Source organism: Pseudoxanthomonas mexicana (assembly GCF_046736355.1).
Taxonomy (GTDB): Bacteria; Pseudomonadota; Gammaproteobacteria; order Xanthomonadales; family Xanthomonadaceae; genus Pseudoxanthomonas_A; species Pseudoxanthomonas_A mexicana_B.
Genome location: NZ_CP157201.1, coordinates 356,020 through 375,443 on the forward strand (window position 1 = coordinate 356,020; position 19,424 = coordinate 375,443).

The following is a 19,424-nucleotide window of genomic DNA, read 5'->3' on the forward strand; positions in this document are numbered from 1 at the left end:
GCATGCCGACCTCCCCTTTCGATGCCTTCAAGCCGCTGGCCGGCCACGCGCTGGAAACCGCCCTCAACCATGCGCTGACGCTGGATCCCGACACCGGCGCGGCGCTGGCCGCGCTGGAAGGGCGCCGCATCGCGCTGGCGCTGGCCGCGCCCGCCGTCGCCCTGGAAATCCGCGTCGCCGGCGGCGGCCTGCGGGTCGGCCCGGTGGACCCGGCGCAGGAGCCCGACCTGGCCGTGCGCAGCACGCTGGCCGGGTTGCTGGGCCAGTTGCCCGGCCTGCTCGGGCAGCCGCGCAACGATCACGCCACGCCGGTCGGGCGCGTGCGCGTCTCCGGCGACGCCGAGCTGGCGCGCCGGCTGCAGGCGCTGGCGCAGCGCTTCGATCCGGACTGGCAGCGGCCGTTCACCGCGGTGTTCGGCGAGGTCGTCGGCGTGCAGGTCGCCAACGGCGCGCGCAACGCGCTGCGCCAGCTGCGGCAAGCGGCCGGCGAGCTGGCCGGCAGCGCCGCCGAGTACGTGACCGAGGAATCGCGCGACGTGGTCGGCCGCGCCGAGCTCAACGCCTTCCACGACGACGTGGACGCGCTGCGCGACGACGCCGAGCGCTTGGCCGCGCGCGTCGAGCGCCTGCGCGCGCGCGGTGGCGCATGAAGGCGGCGCTGCGCGCCAGCCGCATCGGCCGCGTGCTCCTGCGCTATCGCCTGGACGATCTGCTCGACGGCACCCCGGCCGAACGCTGGCTGCGGCTGGGCCGGCCATTCGTGCCGCGTGCCTCGGCCGAGATCGCCGCGCAGCCGCGCGGCGCGCGCCTGCGGCTGGCGCTGCAGGAACTCGGGCCGATCTTCGTCAAGTTCGGCCAGATCCTGTCCACCCGCCGCGACCTGATCCCGCCCGACGTGGCCGAGGAGCTGGCGCTGCTGCAGGACCGGGTCAAGCCGTTCGACGGGCAGGCCGCGCAGCGCCTCGTCGAGGCCGCGCTGGGGCGCTCCATCGACGAGGCCTTCGCCCGTTTCGACACCGCGCCGCTGGCCTCGGCCTCCATCGCCCAGGTGCACGCGGCGACCCTGCCGGACGGGCGCGAGGTGGTGGTCAAGGTGCTGCGCCCGGACATCGAGCGGCAGATCGCCGCCGACATCTCCCTGCTCAGGTCGGCCGCCGCGCTGGTCGAGCGCACCCATCCCAACGCCGACAAGATCCGCCCGCGCGCGATCGTGGCCGAAATCGAGTCCACCCTGGCCGCCGAGCTGGACCTGCAGCGCGAGGGCGCCAACGCCAGCGTGATGCGCCGCTTCTGGAAGGACTCCGACGACCTGTACGTGCCGGAGATCATCTGGACCCACACCGCCGAGCGCGCGCTGACCATCGAGCGCGTGCACGGCATCCCCTCCGACGACGTCGCCGCATTGGACGCGGCCGGCATCGATCGCGGCGCGCTGGCGGCCAAGGGCGTGCGGGTGTTCTACACCCAGGTGTTCCGCGACAACTTCTTCCACGCCGACGCGCACGCCGGCAACATCTGGGTCGACACCGACCCGGCGCGCAAGGCCAATCCGCGCTTCATCGCGCTGGACTTCGGCATCACCGGCCAGCTCTCGCCGCAGGACCAGTACTACCTGGCCGAGAACTTCATGGCCATCTTCAACAGGGACTACCGGCGCATCGCCGAACTGCACGTCGAGGCCGGCTGGATACCGGCGACCGTGCGCCTCGACGAGCTGGAGGCGGCCACGCGCGCGGTCTGCGAGCCCTACTTCACCCGCCCGCTGTCGGAGATCTCGCTGGCCGAGGTACTGCTCAAGCTGTTCCGCACCGCGCAGAAGTACCAGCTGACGTTGCAGCCGCAGTTGATCCTGCTGCAGAAGACCCTGCTCAACATCGAGGGCGTCGGCCGCCTGCTGGACCCGCGGCTGGACATCTGGGCGGTGGCCAAGCCGGTGCTGGAGCGCATCCTGCTCGAACGCTACAGCCCCGGGCGCGCCGCGCAGGAACTGCGCAAGCGCCTGCCCGAGTTGATGACCCACGCGCCGGACATGCCGCGGCTGGTGCACGCCTGGCTGACCCAGCAGGTCGAGGGCCGGCACGAGCTGGCGATGCGATCGCAGGATCTGGCCGAACTGACGCAGACGATGAAGGGCATGCAGCGGCGCGTGGTCGCCGCGATCCTCGGCGTCGGCCTGCTGATCGTGGCGGCGGTGCTGTACGGCTTCGAGGCCGGCGGCCCGCGGTTGCTGTCGATCCCGGCTTCGTCGTGGATCGCCGGCCTCGGCGGGCTGTGGGCGCTGCTGGCGGCCTGGCCGCGGCGCTGAGGATTGCACCGCACGGTCGGCGGCGAGAGAGCTTGCGGCGCCACAATGGCACCTCCATGCAAGCACGAGGATCTTCCATGCCACGACTGATCATGCTGCGCCTGCTCGCCTGGCTGCTGCTGGCCTGCGCGCCGCCCGCCTGCGCCGATGAGGCCATGTTGCGGGTGATGAGCTTCAACATCCGCCTGCCGGTGGAAAGCGACGGCGTGGACGCCTGGGAGACGCGCAAGCCGCTGGTCGCGCGCATGTTGCGCGAAGAGGATGCCGACGTCGTTGGCGTGCAGGAGCTGGTGCCGGCGCAGGCCGACTACCTGGCGCGGGAGTTGCCGCAGTATGCCTGGCTGGGGCGCGGTCGCGAGGCGGACGGCGGCGGCGAGCGCATGGGCGTGTTCTACCGGCGCGACCGCCTGCGGGTGCTGGCCTCGGGCGACTTCTGGCTGTCGGACACGCCGCAGGTGCCGGGCAGCATCAGCTGGGGCCACCTGTACCCGCGCATGGTGACCTGGGCGCTGTTCGAGCGGGACGCCGATGGCCGCCGTTTCTACTTGTTCAACACCCACTTGCCGTATCGCGAGCAGGACGAACCGGCGCGCGTGCGCGGCGCGCGCGCCATCGCGCGGCGACTGGCGGCGCTGCCGGCGGCGGTGCCGGTAGTGCTGACCGGCGACTTCAACACCACGCCCGACGGCGAGGTCCATGCGGTATTGTCGGAACGGCTGCAGGACGCGTGGCGGATCGCGCCGCGCCTGGAGGGCAGCGAGGCCACGTTCCATGGCTTCGGCGGCATGGCGGACCGTCGCATCGACTGGATCCTGGTGCGCGGCGTCGAGGTCGAGTCGGCCAGGTCGGTGACCACGCGCTGGCGCGGCCGCTACCCTTCCGATCATTTCCCGCTGGTGGCCACGCTGCGGCTGCCGTAGCGCGCCTCGCGCATCACCTGCCGGCGGAGTGCGCCCACCCCGGCGGCGCCAGGCAGGCAAGCGCTGAATTCCTTGCGGCGCGAAGACGCGCGAGGATGGCCGAAGGCACCTTTCCTTCCCGCATACGGCAACGGCCCGTCGCCGGGCCATTGCCGTCCTGCCGCCGCCACGCTGCAACCGCGGCGGCCGGTCGAGGCTACTGCTTTTCGCGCTTGCCGGCGCCGGCGAAGTCGCCGGCCACGAACACGCTCAGCTGCTCCGGGCGCAGGTGCCTGCGGATCGCCGCATTGACCTGTTCCGGAGTCAGCTTGCGGATCGCCTCCTCGAACCCGGCGGTCCACTGCAGCGTGCGGCCCAGGTACAGGTCGCGGCGCAGCAGGCCGGCGACGCTGCCGTCGTTGGCGCGGCCGTTGGCGTAGGCGGTCAGCAGGCCGTCGCGGGCGTCGTCCAGTTCCTGCGCGCTGATGCCGTCGCGCACGAAGTGCTCCAGTTCCTCGCGCATGGCCGCTTCCAGCCTGGCCATGTTCTCGGGCGCGGCGCTGGCCTGGATCAGCAGCGAGCTGTCGTCGTCCTGGTCGTCGATGCCGATCTGGCTGCCGACGCCGTAGCTCAGGCCTTCCTGCTGGCGGATGCGGTTGCCCAGCCGCGAGGCCATGCCGCCACCGCCGAACACGCGGTTGGCCACGACCAGCGCCGGGTGATCCGGATCGTCGGCGTTGAGCGCGAACCCGGCGCGCGCCAGCAGCACCGCATTGGCCTTGTCCGGCGTCTCGAAAGACTCGCGCACCGTGGCCACCGGCCGGTGGCCGTCGGCGATGCGCGCGAACGGCCTGGCGCTCTTCCAGCCTGCGAACAGCGCCTGCAGCTCCTGGGTCAGCGCATCGGCGTCGAAGTCGCCGACGATCGCCACCTCGCCGGTGGCGGTGCCGTAGAAGTCGCGGTGGAAGGCGCGCACGTCCTCCAGCTTCAGCGCGCGGACCGCGGCCAGCCGCTCGTCCAGGCTGCGGAAGGCGTAGGGATGGCCGGCCTGCCAGTGGTTGAAGTGCTTCTGCATCGCCTCGCCGGCGAAGCGCGACGGCTCCTGCCGGCTGGCCTCCAGCGAGGTGATCGCCTGGGTGCGCAGCTGCTCGAACTCGCTTTCGGAGAAGGCCGGGTTGCGCAGCACGTCGGCGGCCAGCCTGAGCGCCTCGGCCAGGTTCTCGCGCTTGGTGGTGACCGAGATGTAGGCGTTCTGCGCGCCGCCATCGACCGACACGTTGGCCTTGAGGTCATCGAAGCGCTTGTCGATCTGCTCGCGGGTCAGGCTCTTGCTGCCGCGCAGCAGCAGGTTGCCGGCATAGCCGGCCGCGTCGGTGCGGCCGGTGATCGCGGCCTCGTCGCCGAAGCGGAACACCAGGGTGGCGGTGACCATGCCGCCACGGGTCTTCTTGGGCAGCAGCGACACCTTCAGGCCGTCGCCGACGGTCACGGTGCGGGTGCGCGCCAGGATGTTCTGCGGGGTCGGGTCGAAGGCCTCGCCGGCGGCCACCGCCGCGCGGCCGGTGTAGCCGGCGACCAGGCTGGCGGCGCTGGGCGCGGCGGCGATCTCGGCGCGCACCGGCTGCTGGGTGGGGATGAAGCGGGCCAGGGTGCGGTTGCTCGGCACCAGGTAGGTGCGCGCAACCCGGTTGACGTCGTCAACGCCGACCTTCTCCACCGCGTCGCGCTGCAGGAACATCAGCCGCCAGTCGCCGGTGGCGATGTATTCGGACAGCGCGGTGGCGATGCGGTTGACGTCGTTGAACGACAGCTCGAAGTTGTTGCCCAGGCGCTGCCTGGCCGCGGCCACTTCCTCCTCGGTGAACGGCCGGGCGGCCAGCGCCTCGACCTGTTCCAGCAGCGCCTTCTCGACCTGCGCCGGGTCGCCGTCCTTGGCCGGCACCGCCATGAACACCAGCAGGCCGGGATCGACGAAGGCGTCGGCGCCGCTGCCGCTGCCGGCGGCCAGCTTGGTCTCCACCAGCGCCTTGTGCAGGCGGCCGCTGGGGGTGTGGCCGAGGATGCTGGCCAGCACCTGCAGCGGCGCGTTGTCCGGATGCGCCACCGACGGCACGTGGTAGGCCAGGCCGACCAGGTGCATGTCGCCGACGCGGCGCACGTTGACCTCGCGCTCGCCATCCTGGGTGGGCTCGACGGTGTACTTGGGCGGCAGCTGCCGCGCCGGCCGCTTGAGCTTGCCGAAATGCTTGTTCACCGTGGCCAGCACGCGCTGCGGGTCGAAGCGCCCGGCCACGATCACGGTGGCGTTGTCCGGCTGGTACCAGGTGCGGTAGAACGCCTGCAGGCGCTCGATCGGCACGTTCTCCACGTCGGCGCGGTTGCCGATGGTGCTCTTGCCGTAGTTGTGCCACAGGTAGGCCTGCGAGCGCAGGCGCTGCTGGAACACCCGGCCGGGGTTGTTCTCGCCGATTTCCATCTCGTTGCGGACCACGGTCATCTCGCTGTCCAGGTCGCGCCTGGCGATGTGCGAATTGACCATGCGATCGGCTTCCAGCGCCAGCAGCCAGTCCAGGGTCTGGTCGTTGGCCGGGAACGAGCCGAAGTAGTTGGTGCGATCCAGCCAGGTGGTGCCGTTGTAGCTGATGCCGCGCTTCTTGAATTCCTCGGGGATGTTGGCCACCGACGGCGTGCCCTTGAACACCAGGTGCTCGAGCAGGTGGGCCATGCCGGTCTCGCCGTAGTTCTCGTGCGCCGAGCCGACCCCGTAGACCACGTTGACGGTGACGGTGGGCTTGCTGGGATCGGGGAACAGCAGCACGCGCAGCCCGTTGGGCAGGGTGTATTCGCTGATGCCCTCGACGCTGGGACCGGCGCTGGTGCCCTTGGGCAGGACGATGGCCGGGGCGGTCGGCGCATCGGCCCACAGGGCCGGCGCGCTTCCCAGGGTCAGCGCGAGGGCCGCGCACAATGCCAGAATACGGCGGTTGCAATTCATCGGGTTCTCCATGTTGAAGGATGCGCAGGCGCGGGGGCACGGGTCCTGTTGCGCGCCCGGCAGTTTCGCAGATTGCCGGCGCCGCGGGGCATGCCGGTGAGCGCGTCGGCTGCCGTGGCGGACGTGCTGCATGTGGACCAGCACCTGGCGGTGATCGACAAGCCGGCCGGCGCGCTGCTGCACGACAGCAGCCTGGCGCGCGGCGAGAACGAATTCCTGATCGACGCCTTGCGCGTGCAGTTCGGCCGCCCGGTCTTCTTGATCCACCGGCTCGATCGCGCCACCAGCGGCTGCCTGCTGCTGGCCTTCGACCACGACACCGCCGGCGCGCTCGGCCGCGAGTTCATGGCGCGCCAGGTCCAGAAGCACTACCTGGCGGTGTGCCGGGGCTGGCCCGGGCCGGAGGGCGTGATCGATCACCCGCTCGACGGCGGGCCCGGCAAGCCGGCGAAGAAGCCGGCGCTGACGCGCTACGTGCGCCTGGCCACCGGCGAGCTGCCGGAACCGTCCGGCGAGTTCGCGACCTCGCGCTACGCACTGCTGCGCTGCGAGCCCGAGACCGGGCGCTTCCGCCAGATCCGCCGCCACCTCAAGCACGCTTCGCACCACCTGATTGGCGACACCAGCCACGGCGACGGCCGCCACAACCGCATCTTCCGCATGCTCGGCGTGCACCGCATGCTGCTGCACGCGGTACGGCTGTCGTTCCTGCACCCGGCCAGCGGCGAGCGCATCGAGACGGTGGCGCCGCTGGATGCCAGGTTCCGCAAGGCGTTCGCGTTGTTCGGCTGGGAAGAAGACCTGCGATAGGCGCGATCCGGCGGGAGCGACGCGGGTCAGCCCACCCGCAGCGCCGCCAGCACCATCAGCGCCAGCGCGCTGCCGAAGCCGACGAACCACACCAGGCTGCGCAGCAGGGACAGGTCGGCCAGGTAGAACAGGCCATGCAGGAAGCGCGCGAGGGTGAAGGTGACGGCCAGCGCGGTGATCGTCGCCACCGGCACGCCGGCCAGCTGCGCCATCAGCACGCCGGCGACGAAGGCCGGGAAGGCCTCGAACCCGTTGAGGTGGGCGGCGTTGGCGCGCTGCACGCGGTAATTGCCTTCCTGCTTGGCCACCCATGCGCGCGGATTGCGGTTGTTGTAGCCCGGCGCGCCGGTCTTGGCGACGGCGATCCACAGGTAGGGCAGCAGGGCGGTGATGAGGATGCACCCGTAGGCGATGGCCATGCGGATTTTCTTCCGGGTTGGGCCGCCTAGAGTAGGCTTCGGCTTCGTACAGTGTCCACCGCCGGCATGATTCGAGGTGGCCCGCTTTCGGGCCATGCCCTCGTTTCATGCGGACAGTGCAATGGCCCGGACATGGTCTTGGGGAAAGATCCTCAACAACCTGGTTTGCAAGGCTGCCGGTGGCAGCGCGATCGAGCCCACGCTACGGGCAGATCAACTCAAGCTTCGGATAGTAAGTGCGGTAACGCCTGGCGTCCCGCGTCAGCAGCACCATGCTTTCGATTGCGGCATGGGCGCCAATGTAGAAGTCCGGCAGTGGCGACGTGCGTGTACCCTTGGCGCGGCGGTACTGCAGGAACGCCTTGCCGGCCAGGAAGCCCGCTTCCCACGGCAGCTCCAACCGGGTGAAGGCATCGACCGGGAGGGCGTCGTCCAGCTCCTCGATGCGCTCGAAGCCCACCGAGACCTCGGCGTACACGATGGGGTTGATGCACAGTTCGGCCTTCCCGGCACAGGCATCGAGCTGGCCGGCCGACCAGCCGTACCACTGCGGGTCGTCGGTCAGCACGTCCAGCAGGACGTTGGCGTCCACCAGCACGCGGCTCACGGCGCAGGCCTCATTCGCCGCGGGTCAGTTGCATGATTTCGTCGGTGCCCATGCGGGCGGTGGCCCGGCCGCGCATGCGGGCGGCCAGGCTGCCCCGGCGTGCTTTCGGAGGGTGGGCGATGGTGGACTCGGCCTCGCGCAAGGCCGCTTCGCGTACAAAGGTGGCCACCGGAAGCCCGTGCAGTTCGGCGGCACGGCGCAGGCGGTTCTTGTCGTCGCTACTCAGGCGCAGGTCGAGGCGGTCGGCGGTCGCGGTCATGTCAGGTCTCCTTGTACGGTAGCGTACCGTACAGTCGCCCCGCTCGCCAGCGGGTCGGAAAGTTGCGGCGGAACCGAAAGAGGGAATGCCCGGCGCCGTCCGGCGTCAGTTTCCGCATCTGGCCGGCAGGGGCGGAAAGGACGAAGAACGGCGCCCGCAGGCGCCGTTCCCCGAATCCCGTCCCGCCTTGCGGCGAGGAGGGTTGCCTACTCGGCCGGCTTCATCATCCGGTCGCGGGCCGCCTTGAACTCGCTGCCCGGGTACCAGTTGGGCCAGCGGTCGCCGCCGGCCAGTTCCTTGCCGACGCCGTACAGCGCTTCCAGATCCTGCACGGTGCCGTCGATCTTCCAGGTCTCCGGGTAGTACTGGTCGCCCGGGCCGTGGTAGTGGCGGGCGTAGTCGTCGGCCGCGCGCTTGCCGGCCTCGGTGCCGCCCTCGACCAGGTCGTCGCCGCCCTTGGCGTACAGCGCCGGCACGCCGGCCTTGGCGAAGTTGAAGTGATCCGAGCGGAAGTAGAAGCCGCTCTGCACCGAGGTCTCGCCGCGCAGCGTGCGGCCCTGCTCGGCGGCGATCGGCTTGAGGATGTCCTCCAGCTCCGAGGCGCCGAAGCCGGTCACCACCATGTCGCGCGAGCGCCCGGCCACCGACATCGCGTCCAGGTTGACCACGCCGGCGATCTTGTCCAGCGCGAAGGTCGGGTGGGCGACGTAGTACTTGGAGCCCAGCAGGCCCGACTCTTCCAGCGTCACCGCGATGAAGGCCACCGAACGTTCCGGCTTGGGGTTCTGGGCGACGAAGGCCTCGGCGATCTCCAGGATGCCGGCCACGCCGGTGGCGTTGTCGATGGCGCCGTTGTAGATGTTGTCGCCCGCGCCGTCATCGGAATGCTGGCCCTCGTGCTTGCCGAGGTGATCCCAGTGCGCCATGTAGATCACCGCCTCGTCGGCGCGCGTGGTGCCGGGTAGCACGCCGATCACGTTGCGCGACTTCTTCTCGGCGATGGTGCTCTTCAGGTCGACCGACAGCTTCGCCTTCAGCGGCACCGGCTTGAAGCCCGGGCGGCTGGCGCTCTTGTAGGCGGCGTCCAGATCCAGGCCGGCGTCGGCGAACAGCTGGCGCGCGGCGTCGGCGCTGAGCCAGCCCTGCACCGGCAGGCGCGGTTCCGGATCGTCGGCGGCGGGCAGGTCGTACTGCGGGCCGGACCAGGAGTTCCTGACCACGTCCCAGCCGTAGCTGGCGCCCGGGGTGTCGTGGACGATCAGCGCGGCGGCGGCGCCCTTGCGCGCGGCCTCCTCGAACTTGTACGTCCAGCGGCCGTAGTAGGTCATCCGCTTGCCGTCGAACAAGGTCTCGTCGTTGCTGTGGAAGCCGGGATCGTTGACCAGGATCACCACCGTCTTGCCGGTCCAGTCCTGCCCGGCGTAGTCGTTCCACTTGCGCTCAGGCGCGTCGACGCCATAGCCGACGAAGACCACCTCGCTGGCGTCGAGCTTGACCTCGGTCTTGCCGGTGCGCGTGCCGATGACGTAGTCGGTGCCGAACTTCAGGTCGCGCGGCTGGCCGGCGGTGGCCAGCGTCAGCGTCGATTCCGGCGCGGCGGTGCTCTCGATCATCGGCACGTCCTGGAAGTAGCTGTCGCCGTTGCCCGGCTGCAGGCCGATGCGCTTCATCTGCGCTTCCAGGTAGGCGACGGTCTTCTCCTCGCCCAGCGAGCCGGGCGCGCGGCCCTCGAACTCGTCGGAGGCCAGCGTCTTGACCAGTTCGGCGAAGTCGCCCTCGGTGATCTCGGGGACGAACGCATACCCGGCCGGCGTTTCGGGCGCGGGCGCGGCGGCGGCCGGGGCATCGGTGTTTTCGCGCTTGCACGCCGCCAGCGCGGCGGCGGTGGCAAGCACCAGCATCAACTTGCGGGACATCGGGATTCCTTGCGGATAAGGAATCCCGATTCTAGCCGCAGCCGGGCGGCGGCGGCCCGTGCCGGAAGGCGGGCCGGATCAGTCGACCGGCGCGGTGGGGGTGTCGAACGACTGCGCGGTAGCGCCGGTCACCGCACCGGTGCGGGCGGTCCGGTGCACGTACAGGGTCACCGGGCGCTCGAACACCAGCGCGCCCTCGACCACCGCGTTGGGGCCGATCACCACGCGCGGGTCGCGCTTCTGCAGGCTGACGTTGCGCTTGGGCTTGATGACCCGGATGCCGCCCTTGACGTGCGAATCGATGCCGACGGTGATGTCGCCGTTGACCGTCTCGATGCCACCGGCCAGCCGCGTGCCGACCAGCCCGATCGCGCCGTTGACCGTCTCGACGTCGCCGCCGACCTGGCTGCCGCGATCGAGGAAGATGCCGCCGTTGACGGTCTCGACGTCGCCGCCGATCACCGCCTGCGTGCCCAGGCGGATGCCGCCGTTGACCGTGCTCAGCGAACTGGCGCGCACGTTGTTGCCGCCCTTGATGCCGCCATTGACGGTTTCGGCGTCCTCGACGGTGGCGTTGTCGCCCAGGGTGATGCCGCCGTTGACGGTCTCGACGTCGCCGTAGGCCTGGCCGGCCTCGACGCTGATGCCGCCGTTGACCTTGGAAATCTTCTGCTGGGCCAGCGCGGCCGGCGCCAGCAGGGTCAGGGCCAGCAGCAGCGCGGCGCGGGATGGGGTCTTGATCATGGTTTCCTCCTTGGGGGTAACCGGTGGGATGCACCGGGTGCGGAAAGGGTTTGAATCCCGCCTGCCGGTCCTATCGCAACATGCTTGGCTACAATCGGCACCTGCCTGAAGTCACTGGAACCCCACCGTGTCCGCATCCCCCGCCACGTCCGCGCGTCCCAAGCCCGTCGTCCTGCTGATCCTCGATGGCTGGGGCCATCGCGAGGAGCCGGAGGACAACGCGCTGGCGCAGGCGGACCTGCCCCACTGGCGGCGCCTGCTGGCGACCTGCCCGCACACGCTGATCCACACCGAGGGCCGCCACGTCGGCCTGCCGGACGGGCAGATGGGCAATTCGGAAGTGGGGCACATGAACCTGGGCGCCGGCCGCATCGTCTACCAGGACCTGACCCGCATCGACGCGGCCATCGAGGACGGCAGCTTCTTCGCCAACCCGCAGCTGGCCGGCGCCTGCGCCGACGCCTTCGCCACCGGCGGCACCCTGCACGTGATGGGCCTGCTCTCGCCCGGCGGCGTGCACAGCCACGAGCTGCATGTCTTCGCGATGCTGGACCTGGCCCATCGGCTGGGCGTGCCGCGGGTGGCGGTGCACGCCTTCCTCGACGGCCGCGACACCCCGCCGCAGTCGGCGCAAGCCAGCCTGCGCGCCTTGCAGGAGCGTTGCACGGCGCTGGGCAACGCGCACGTGGCCTCGGTCAGCGGCCGCTACTACGCGATGGACCGCGACAAGCGCTGGGACCGCCTGCGCAAGGCCTGGGACGCCATCGTCGAGGCGCAGGCCGTGCACCACGCGCCCGACGCGCTGGCCGCGCTGGCCGATGCCTACGCGCGCGGCGAGAACGACGAGTTCGTGCTGCCCACCGTCATCGACGGCGCGCAGCCGATGGCCGACGGCGACGCGGTGGTGTTCATGAACTTCCGCGCCGATCGCGCGCGCCAGCTCAGCGCCGCGTTCGTGTCGCCGGACTTCGAAGGCTTCATCGCGCGCCGCCCGCGGCTGTCGCGCTACGTCTGCCTGACCGAGTACGACGCCCGGTTGCCGGCGCCGGTGGCGTTCGGCCCGGACGACCTGCGCAACACCTTCGGCGAGCTGCTGGCGCGGCATGGCCTGACCCAGCTGCGCATCGCCGAGACCGAGAAGTACGCGCACGTGACGTTCTTCTTCAGCGGCGGCCGCGAGGACCTGTTCGAAGGCGAGGAGCGCATCCTCATCCCCAGCCCGCAGGTCGCCACCTACGACCTGCAGCCGGAGATGAGCTGCCCGGAACTGACCGCGCGGCTGGTCGAGGCGATCGGCTCGGGCCGCTTCGACGCCATCGTCTGCAACATCGCCAACCCGGACATGGTCGGCCACAGCGGCGACCTGCAGGCCGCCATCCTCGCCGCGCAGGCGGTGGACCAGGCGATCGGCGCGGTCGAGGCGGCGGTGCGCGCGGCCGGCGGCGCGCTGCTGATCACCGCCGACCACGGCAACCTGGAGATGATGCGCGACCCGGCCACCGGCCAGCCGCATACCGCCCACACCGTCGGCCCGGTGCCGTGCGTCTACGTCGGCACGCGCGCGGCCGCCCTGCGCGAAGGAGGCGCCTTGCGCGACGTGGCGCCGACCCTGCTGGATCTGCTCGGGCTGCCGCAGCCGCAGGAAATGAGCGGCCGCAGCCTGCTCGCCGCCGCGGGATGATCCGCGCCGCGCGCACGCTCGCCTGGGTGCTGGCGCTGGCGATTGCGCCGGCGCTGCTGGCGCCGGCGCAGAACCCGCGCGAGACCGAGCGCCGCCTGGAGCGCGTGCGCGGCGAGCTGGGCAGCATCGCGCGCGAGCGCCGCAAGCTGGAAGGCGAGCGCGGCGACGCCTCGCGCAAGCTGCGCGAGGCCGACGAGCAGGTCGGCCGCTCCAGCCGCACGCTGGCCGACACCGAGGCCGCGCTGCGCCGCGAGGAAGCCGCGCTGGCCGGCCTGCAGCAGCGCCGCGCCGAACTGCAGCAGCGCCAGCAACGCGATCGCGCCGAGCTGGCCGCGCTGCTGCGCGCCTCCTACACGGTCGGCGGCGACGCGCCGCTGAAGGTGCTGCTGGCGCAGGAAAGCGTCGCCGGCGCGCGCCGCGCGCTGACCTACCACGGCTACCTGCACCGGGATCGCGCCAGCCGCATCGCCGCGCTGTCCGGCCAGCTGGACGAACTGCAGTCGCTGGAAGCGCAGATCGTGCAGCGCCGCGAACAGCTCGACGCCGCCCGCCGCGCCCAGCAGGCGCAGGTGGCCGACCTGCGCCTGGATCGCAGGACGCGCGCCGACCTGGTCGCCGATCTCGAACGCCGCTACCAAGACCGCAGCGCGCGCGAGAAGGCGCTGGGGCAGGACGCGCGCGCGCTGGAGCAACTGCTGTCCAGCCTGCGCGCCGCCGCCGCCCGCGCCGAGGCGCAGCGCCAGGCGGCCGCGCGCCGTGCCGCGCAGGCGCAGGCCGGACGCGACAAGGCGCCGGCCACGCGCGCGCCGGCGCGACCGGCGGTGGCCAGCGCGCCGGCGCCGCGGGTCGGCGGCCTGGGCTGGCCGCTGTCGGGCAACCTGCTCACCCGCTACGGCGGCCGGCTGCCGGACGGGCGCACCAGTCCGGGCGTGCTGATCGGCGCGCCGGTCGGCAGCACCGTCACCGCGGTGGCCGACGGCACGGTGGTGTTCTCCGAATGGATGACCGGCTACGGCCTGATCCTGATCCTCGATCACGGCAACGGCTACATGAGCCTGTACGCGCACAACGACAGCCTGCTGCGCGACACCGGCGATCGCGTCGCCCGCGGCGACGCCATCGCCCGGGTCGGCAGCTCCGGCGCGCAGGGCACGCCGGCGCTTTACTTCGAACTGCGCCGCGACGGCCGCCCGGTGGATCCGGCCAGTTGGCTGCAGCGGCGCTGAACGCGCGGGCCCGCGCGCAACGATGCTTTTACGCAGCCCTCAAGCATAATCTGCGCCCATGCCGCATCGTCCCGCCGGGCCGCTGCCATCGCCCCCCACGGAGTCCTGCATGCGTCTGCGCCTTTCCCTCGCCGCCCTGATCGCCCTGGCCGCCATGCCGGCCTGGGCCCAGTCGCAGGAAGAGAAGGTCGCCTCCAGCGACGATCCGGACGCCGCCGAGACCGCGCCGGCGCGCGTGCCGCTGGAGGAGATCCGCCGCTACGTGGCGGTGTTCAACGCGGTCAAGGACGCCTACGTCGAGCCGGTCGAGGACCGCAAGCTGATGCAGTCGGCGATCCGCGGCCTGCTGCTGGATCTGGATCCGCACAGCGCCTACCTCGACAAGGAGGACGCGGACAACTTCAACGAGCAGTCCACCGGCGCCTACGACGGCATCGGCGTGGAGCTGATGCAGCAGCCCGACAACACCCTGCGCGTGATCGCGCCGATCGACGGCACCCCGGCGGCACGCGCCGGCCTGCGCTCCGGCGATCTCATCATCGCCATCGACGGCAAGCCGATCAGCGCCGAGACCGGGATGGAGCCGCTGCGCGGCGAGCCGGGCAGCAGGATCACCCTGAGCATCTCCCGCGAGGGCACGCCCAGGCCGTTCGAGGTGACCGTCGTGCGCGAGAGGATCCGCATCGCCAGCGTGCGCAGCCGGATGCTTGAACCCGGCTACGGCTACGTCCGCATCAGCGCCTTCCAGACCGACACCGCCGCCGATTTCCAGCGCCAGGTCGATGCGCTGAAGGCGGCGGGCGAGTTGCGCGGGCTGGTGATCGACCTGCGCAGCAATCCCGGCGGGCTGCTGCTGGCGGCGGTGCAGGTGGCCGACGACCTGCTCGACAAGGGCAACATCGTCAGCACGCGCGGACGCACCGCGGCCAGCGATTCCAGCTTCGACGCCGGCCCGGGCGATCGCCTGCGCGGCGCGCCGGTGGTGGTGCTGGTGGACGCCGGTTCGGCCAGCGCCTCGGAGGTGCTGGCCGGCGCGCTGCGCGACAACGGCCGCGCGCGCATCGCCGGCAGCCGCACCTTCGGCAAGGGCTCGGTGCAGACCGTGCTGCCGCTGGGCAACGGCGACTCGGTCAAGCTGACCACCGCGCGCTACTACACGCCCAGCGGCAAGTCGATCCAGGCCAGCGGCATCGTCCCGGACGTGGTGATCAAGCCCGCCGACGCCGAACCGGCCGGCAACCTGCCCGACTACAGCGAAGCGGCGCTGCCGGGCCACCTGCGCGGCGACGAGGAAGGCCTGGAAGGCTATGCCGCCGGCGACGTGCTGGAAGGCGACGCGCCGATCGCCGAGGCGCTGGCCGAGCTGAAGAAGATCACCACCGCCGGCGCGCCGGCACCGGCCGCCAGGCCCAGGGCGCGCTGACCCGGCGACATCGCCGGGCGCCGCTCAGCGCGGCTTGGCCGGCATCGGGAACGGCGTGACCACCTTCTCGCCGGTGGCCGCGTCGCGGATGGCCGACTGGCCCTTTCGCTCGACTTCCTCGATCCGCACGATGCTCTGCATCGGCAGGTGCAGCACGCGCGTGCCGCCGAACTCGTCGCGCAGGCGTTCCTCGGTCGGATCGACCACCAGCCCGTCGTGCACGTCGAACACCAGTTCGCCGACCTCGGTGAAGCCCCACAGCGCGCTGCTGGCCACGTGCTGCGCGTACAGCTCGTAGATCCTGCCGTGGTTGAGGAAGGTGACCTTGTGGAGCGTGTTCTTCATGAGGCGGATTATAGGGAGCGGGGATTGGAGATTGGGGATTGGGCGTCCCCAATCCCGGCCCTCAATAGCCCATCCGCTTGCGCATCCGCCGGGCGATCGCCGCGCGCACGAACAGCGCGAACACCACCCCGAACAGGAAGCCGGCGATGTGCGCCGACCAGGCCACCGCGCCGAAGGCCGGGCCGATGTAGGCGAACACCACCTGCAGCAGCGCCCAGATGCCGATCAGCAGCGAGGCCGGCGCCTTGACGAACTCCAGGAACAGCCCCAGCGGCAGCACCACCCCGAGCTTGGCGGTGGGGAACAGCGCCAGGTAGGCGCCGATCACCGCCGACACCGCGCCGCTGGCGCCGATGATCACGTTGTCCGGCGCCGGGATGGCCAGCGCCGCGGCCAGGTTGGACGCCGCGCCGCCGAACAGGAACAGCAACAGGAAGCGCCACGGTCCCATCGCCTGCTCGGCCGGCAGGCCGAAGATCAGCAGGAACACCAGGTTGCCCAGCAGGTGCGCCCAGTCCGCGTGCAGGAACAGCGCGGTCACCAGCCGCAGCGCGGCATGCCCGTCGAGCACGCCGGCCATGCCGGTCAGCGCGCCCCATTCGCGCAGCAGGTCGTCCTGCATCGCCCCGTGCCGGGTCTTGGCCCACAGGAACGCCAGCCACAGCAGCGCGAACAGCGCCGGCGTGGCCCAGCGCAGCGAGGGTTTGCGGCGGGAGGGCAGCGGGATGAACATCGCGCGCACTCTACCGGGTCCGGCCCCTTGGACGCTTCCTTCAAACTGAACAGGGGAAGGGTGACCGATGGCGATTGTTAACGTTACGTTGCCCGCTATACTTGCAAACGGCGTCGTATGTCGGGAGGGGTTTCCGGCGGATGGAGCAAGGCGGAAACATCGCCGATCCATGCACGATGCAGGCACAAACACCTCCCTCACGTCTTCCGGAGAATGATCCCATGTCAGCAACCCGCATCACCCGCTTTTCCGTCCTCGCGCTCGGCATCGCCGGCGCCCTGGCCGCCGGCCAGGTCCAGGCCGCCGGTTTCCAGTTGAAGGAAAACAGCGTCAAGTCGATGGGCAGTTCCTTCGCCGGCACCGCCGCCAAGAAGGGCGACGCCTCGGTGGTGGTCAACAACCCGGCCGCGATGACCCGGTTCGAGGGCACCACGGTGCAGGCCGACCTCACCGTCATCGATCTCAACTACGAATTCCAGGGCAGCGGCCGCGACGCGCTCGGCCAGCCGCTGACCGGCGGCAACGGCGGCAACGCCGGCGACGTCACCCCGGTGCCGGCGCTGTCGGTGGTGCACAAGCTCGACAATGGCGTCGCGCTGGGCGCGATGGTCAGTGCCCCGTTCGGCCTGAAGACCGAATACGAGCCCGGCTGGGCCGGCCGCTACGCCGCGCTGACCTCGGACGTGAAGATCGTCGACCTGACCCTGTCCGGCGCGATCGACATCACCGATCGCTTCTCGGTGGGCGTGGGCGTGATCGCCTCGCGCGCCGACGTCACCCTGTCCAAGGCGGTGGATTTCGGCAGCCTGCTGTTCGCCAACCCGGCGACCCGCCCGCTGCCGTTCGCGCGCCCGCAGGCCGCCGACGGCATGGCCGAGGTGCAGGGCGACGACAACGGCTTCGGCTGGCTGGTCGGCGCGCACTTCCGCCCGACCGACACCCTGTCCATCGGCGTCAGCTACCGCTCCGAGATCGACTACGAACTGAGCGGCACCGCCGACTGGACCGTGCCGGCCAACGTGCAGGCCGTGTTCGGCAGCAACCCGGCGACCGCGCCGCTGTTCCGCGACGGCGACGCACTGGCCAAGCTGACCACCCCGTCGATCCTGCAGGTCGCCGCCAGCTGGCAGGTCAGCGACGCGTTCGCGCTGAACGCCACCTACGCCGAGACCGGCTGGTCGTCGCTGCGCGAGGTGCGCATCGACTTCGCCAATCCGGATCCGGACTCGGTCGAGCCGTTCCAGTGGCGCGACACCTTCTTCGCCGCGCTGGGCGCCGAGTACAAGCTCAACGACGCCTGGACGCTGCGCGGCGGCGTGGCCTACGACGAGACCCCGACCAGCCTGGCGCACCGCACCCCGCGCCTGCCCGACGCCAACCGCATCTTCTACTCGGTCGGCGCGAGCTGGCAGCTCAGCGAGGCGCTGGAGGTCAACTTCGCGCTGACCCGCATCGAGCCGCGCGATCCGCGCATCGACACCACCAGCGGCGGCTCGCGCGTGGCCGGCGGCTTCGACGGCTACGCCAACCTGTACGGCATCTCGGCGCAGTACCGCTTCTGAGACCGCATCACCCTGTGTCGCAAGAAACCCCGCTTCGGCGGGGTTTCTTTATGGCTGGCGGAAGTCGGCGCGGATAATCGTGCGAAGCACTGGCATGGAAATCTCGCCCAGCCGTCCCACTGTGGGAGCGACGTCAGTCGCGATGGGGCTTTATCAGCATTGCGTCGCGACTGACGCCGCTCCCACACAAGCCGTGCGGACCGCAGCCAACTTCCCGTCACCCCGGCTGCATCCGCAGCTCGGTGCGGTTGCGGCCGTTGTGCTTGGCCTCGTACAGCGCCTCGTCGGCCAGCCGCATCAGTTGCTTGAACGGGGTCAGCCGGCGATCGCTGTAGGCCACGCCCAGGCTCACCGTCACCTGGAACGCCACCCCGCCCTTGTCCAGTTCCAGCGCCCTGACCTGGCTGCGGATGCGCTCGGCGGTCTGCCGCGCGTCGTCGAGGCGGGTGTCGCGCAGCACCAGCACGAATTCCTCGCCGCCGACGCGCACGAACAGATCCTGGTTGCGGATGCAGCCGCGCACCACGTCGGAGAAGCGCTGCAGCACCATGTCGCCGGTCTCGTGTCCGTGGCGGTCGTTGACCGCCTTGAAGTGATCCAAGTCCAGCGCGATCACCGCCACGCCGTGGGCATCGCCGCGCTCGCCGTGGTGGCGCAGCTCGCTGGTCAGGCCACGGCGGTTCAGCGCACCGGTCAGCGGATCGAACAGCGCGCTCTGGCGCAGCGATTCGGCGGCGTGGAAGCTGGTCAGCATCAGCATGCAGAAGTTGAGCAGGAACCAGATCGACAGGTCGGCGTTGACCCACAACTGGTTGGGGCCGTATTCGCCGCCTACGGCGTTGTACAGGTCGCTCGCGTATAGCCACATCAGGCCGGCGCAGCCGAGGATCATCAGCTGCGCCGGCACCCGGTCGGGCCGGCTGCGCAGCTCGCGCAGGCGCCAGATCATCACCGCCATCACCACCACCTCCACCGCGCTCATCGCCGCGCCCTGCGCGTCGGTGGTGTTCCAGAAGATCCACCCGGCCAGCGACAGGCCCACCGACAGCGGCATCAGCATGAACTCGCGGCGGTTGATCCGGCGCTGCTGCACGAACCCGGTGATCGACCACGCCAAGCCCGCCAGTCCGGCGCAGGCCAGCAGCCCGCCGAGTCCGGCGATCGCCTGCGCGGTGTCGGTCTGCCCGCCGCGCAGCATCTGCTGCGAGGTGCCGTCCAGCATCGCCGCGCCCAGCGAGTAGACGAAGTGCGCCACGCCCCAGGTGGCGATGCCGCGCACGCCGCGCGAGACGTTGCCCACGTACCAGAACAGCCCCAGCAGCAGGAACGCCAGGATGCAGTCGCTGATCAGCAGGTTGTAGAAATCGGTAGTCATCGCAATGGGCAATCGCTCGGGGGCGCGTCCGACCTACAACGCAGTAAGCCGGGGAATCCGGCATGGCCCGGCGCCGCGGCCAGTCGCGACCATGAAGGACGCAGCCGCATCCGTCCAGCGCCGCC

The 19,424-nt window shown here is 70.9% G+C and carries 16 protein-coding genes and 1 pseudogene; 8 read left to right on the top strand and 9 right to left on the bottom strand.

All coding sequences use genetic code 11. The annotated features are described in order from the left end of the window. The first annotated feature begins 2 nt into the window (after window positions 1-2). From AAG688_RS01515 to AAG688_RS01525, 3 genes are all read left to right on the top strand, one after another. Window positions 3-650 carry an SCP2 domain-containing protein gene (locus tag AAG688_RS01515; RefSeq protein ID WP_411833608.1) on the top strand — a complete coding sequence of 216 codons (648 nt, stop codon included), beginning with the start codon at window positions 3-5 and terminating at the stop codon, window positions 648-650. Next, window positions 647-2,305 (top strand): ubiquinone biosynthesis regulatory protein kinase UbiB, encoded by a 1,659-nt coding sequence (gene ubiB, locus AAG688_RS01520; RefSeq protein WP_411833609.1) that lies wholly within the window; start codon window positions 647-649, stop codon window positions 2,303-2,305. The genes AAG688_RS01515 and ubiB overlap by 4 nt, the downstream gene beginning before the upstream one ends. Before the next feature lie 77 nt (window positions 2,306-2,382). Next, window positions 2,383-3,225 (top strand): endonuclease/exonuclease/phosphatase family protein, encoded by an 843-nt coding sequence (locus AAG688_RS01525; RefSeq protein WP_411833610.1) that lies wholly within the window; start codon window positions 2,383-2,385, stop codon window positions 3,223-3,225. A 196-nt stretch (window positions 3,226-3,421) separates the two neighbouring features. On the opposite strand, the gene AAG688_RS01530 is transcribed toward AAG688_RS01525, so the two are convergent. After that, window positions 3,422-6,199 carry a M16 family metallopeptidase gene (locus AAG688_RS01530; RefSeq protein WP_411833611.1) on the bottom strand — a complete coding sequence of 926 codons (2,778 nt, stop codon included), beginning with the start codon at window positions 6,197-6,199 and terminating at the stop codon, window positions 3,422-3,424. A 90-nt stretch (window positions 6,200-6,289) separates the two neighbouring features. Between AAG688_RS01530 and AAG688_RS01535 the strand changes: the two genes are divergently transcribed. Further along, window positions 6,290-7,009, top strand: coding sequence for a pseudouridine synthase (locus AAG688_RS01535; RefSeq protein ID WP_411833612.1), 720 nt, complete (start codon window positions 6,290-6,292; stop codon window positions 7,007-7,009). Window positions 7,010-7,035: 26 nt separating this feature from the next. On the opposite strand, the gene AAG688_RS01540 is transcribed toward AAG688_RS01535, so the two are convergent. The 5 genes from AAG688_RS01540 to AAG688_RS01560 form a co-directional block, all read right to left on the bottom strand. Continuing rightward, window positions 7,036-7,428 (bottom strand): MAPEG family protein, encoded by a 393-nt coding sequence (locus AAG688_RS01540; RefSeq protein ID WP_411833613.1) that lies wholly within the window; start codon window positions 7,426-7,428, stop codon window positions 7,036-7,038. A 202-nt stretch (window positions 7,429-7,630) separates the two neighbouring features. Further along, complete coding sequence (locus AAG688_RS01545) at window positions 7,631-8,035, bottom strand: type II toxin-antitoxin system VapC family toxin (RefSeq protein WP_411833614.1); 405 nt, start codon at window positions 8,033-8,035, stop codon at window positions 7,631-7,633. A gap of 10 nt (window positions 8,036-8,045) precedes the next feature. Beyond that, window positions 8,046-8,294 (bottom strand): DUF1778 domain-containing protein, encoded by a 249-nt coding sequence (locus AAG688_RS01550; RefSeq protein ID WP_411833615.1) that lies wholly within the window; start codon window positions 8,292-8,294, stop codon window positions 8,046-8,048. A gap of 206 nt (window positions 8,295-8,500) precedes the next feature. Further along, window positions 8,501-10,210, bottom strand: coding sequence for a M28 family metallopeptidase (locus AAG688_RS01555; protein WP_411833616.1), 1,710 nt, complete (start codon window positions 10,208-10,210; stop codon window positions 8,501-8,503). A 78-nt stretch (window positions 10,211-10,288) separates the two neighbouring features. Next, window positions 10,289-10,954, bottom strand: a complete 666-nt coding sequence (locus AAG688_RS01560) for a hypothetical protein (protein WP_411833617.1) — start codon at window positions 10,952-10,954, stop codon at window positions 10,289-10,291. Window positions 10,955-11,081: 127 nt separating this feature from the next. Here AAG688_RS01560 and gpmI point away from each other — a divergent pair, with 127 nt between their 5' ends. The 3 genes and pseudogenes from gpmI to AAG688_RS01575 form a co-directional block, all read left to right on the top strand. Then, entirely contained in the window at window positions 11,082-12,635 is a 1,554-nt protein-coding gene (gpmI, locus tag AAG688_RS01565) for a 2,3-bisphosphoglycerate-independent phosphoglycerate mutase (protein WP_411833618.1), read from the top strand. Continuing rightward, a complete protein-coding gene (locus AAG688_RS01570; RefSeq protein WP_411833619.1) occupies window positions 12,632-13,861 on the top strand; it encodes a murein hydrolase activator EnvC family protein in 1,230 nt (409 codons plus the stop codon). The genes gpmI and AAG688_RS01570 overlap by 4 nt, the downstream gene beginning before the upstream one ends. Before the next feature lie 109 nt (window positions 13,862-13,970). Beyond that, a pseudogene (locus AAG688_RS01575) lies at window positions 13,971-15,269 on the top strand (S41 family peptidase); the annotation flags it as partial. Window positions 15,270-15,308: 39 nt separating this feature from the next. On the opposite strand, the gene AAG688_RS01580 reads toward AAG688_RS01575, so the two are convergent. After that, window positions 15,309-15,629 carry a DUF1820 family protein gene (locus AAG688_RS01580; protein WP_411833620.1) on the bottom strand — a complete coding sequence of 107 codons (321 nt, stop codon included), beginning with the start codon at window positions 15,627-15,629 and terminating at the stop codon, window positions 15,309-15,311. A gap of 61 nt (window positions 15,630-15,690) precedes the next feature. Then, window positions 15,691-16,362, bottom strand: coding sequence for a rhomboid family intramembrane serine protease (locus AAG688_RS01585; protein WP_411833621.1), 672 nt, complete (start codon window positions 16,360-16,362; stop codon window positions 15,691-15,693). A gap of 221 nt (window positions 16,363-16,583) precedes the next feature. Here AAG688_RS01585 and AAG688_RS01590 point away from each other — a divergent pair, with 221 nt between their 5' ends. Then, window positions 16,584-17,924: an OmpP1/FadL family transporter gene (locus AAG688_RS01590; RefSeq protein WP_411833622.1), complete on the top strand. Its 1,341-nt coding sequence runs from the start codon at window positions 16,584-16,586 to the stop codon at window positions 17,922-17,924. 217 nt (window positions 17,925-18,141) lie between these two features. Here AAG688_RS01590 and AAG688_RS01595 read toward each other — a convergent pair whose 3' ends face one another. Beyond that, a complete protein-coding gene (locus AAG688_RS01595; protein WP_411833623.1) occupies window positions 18,142-19,299 on the bottom strand; it encodes a GGDEF domain-containing protein in 1,158 nt (385 codons plus the stop codon). Window positions 19,300-19,424: the final 125 nt, after the last annotated feature.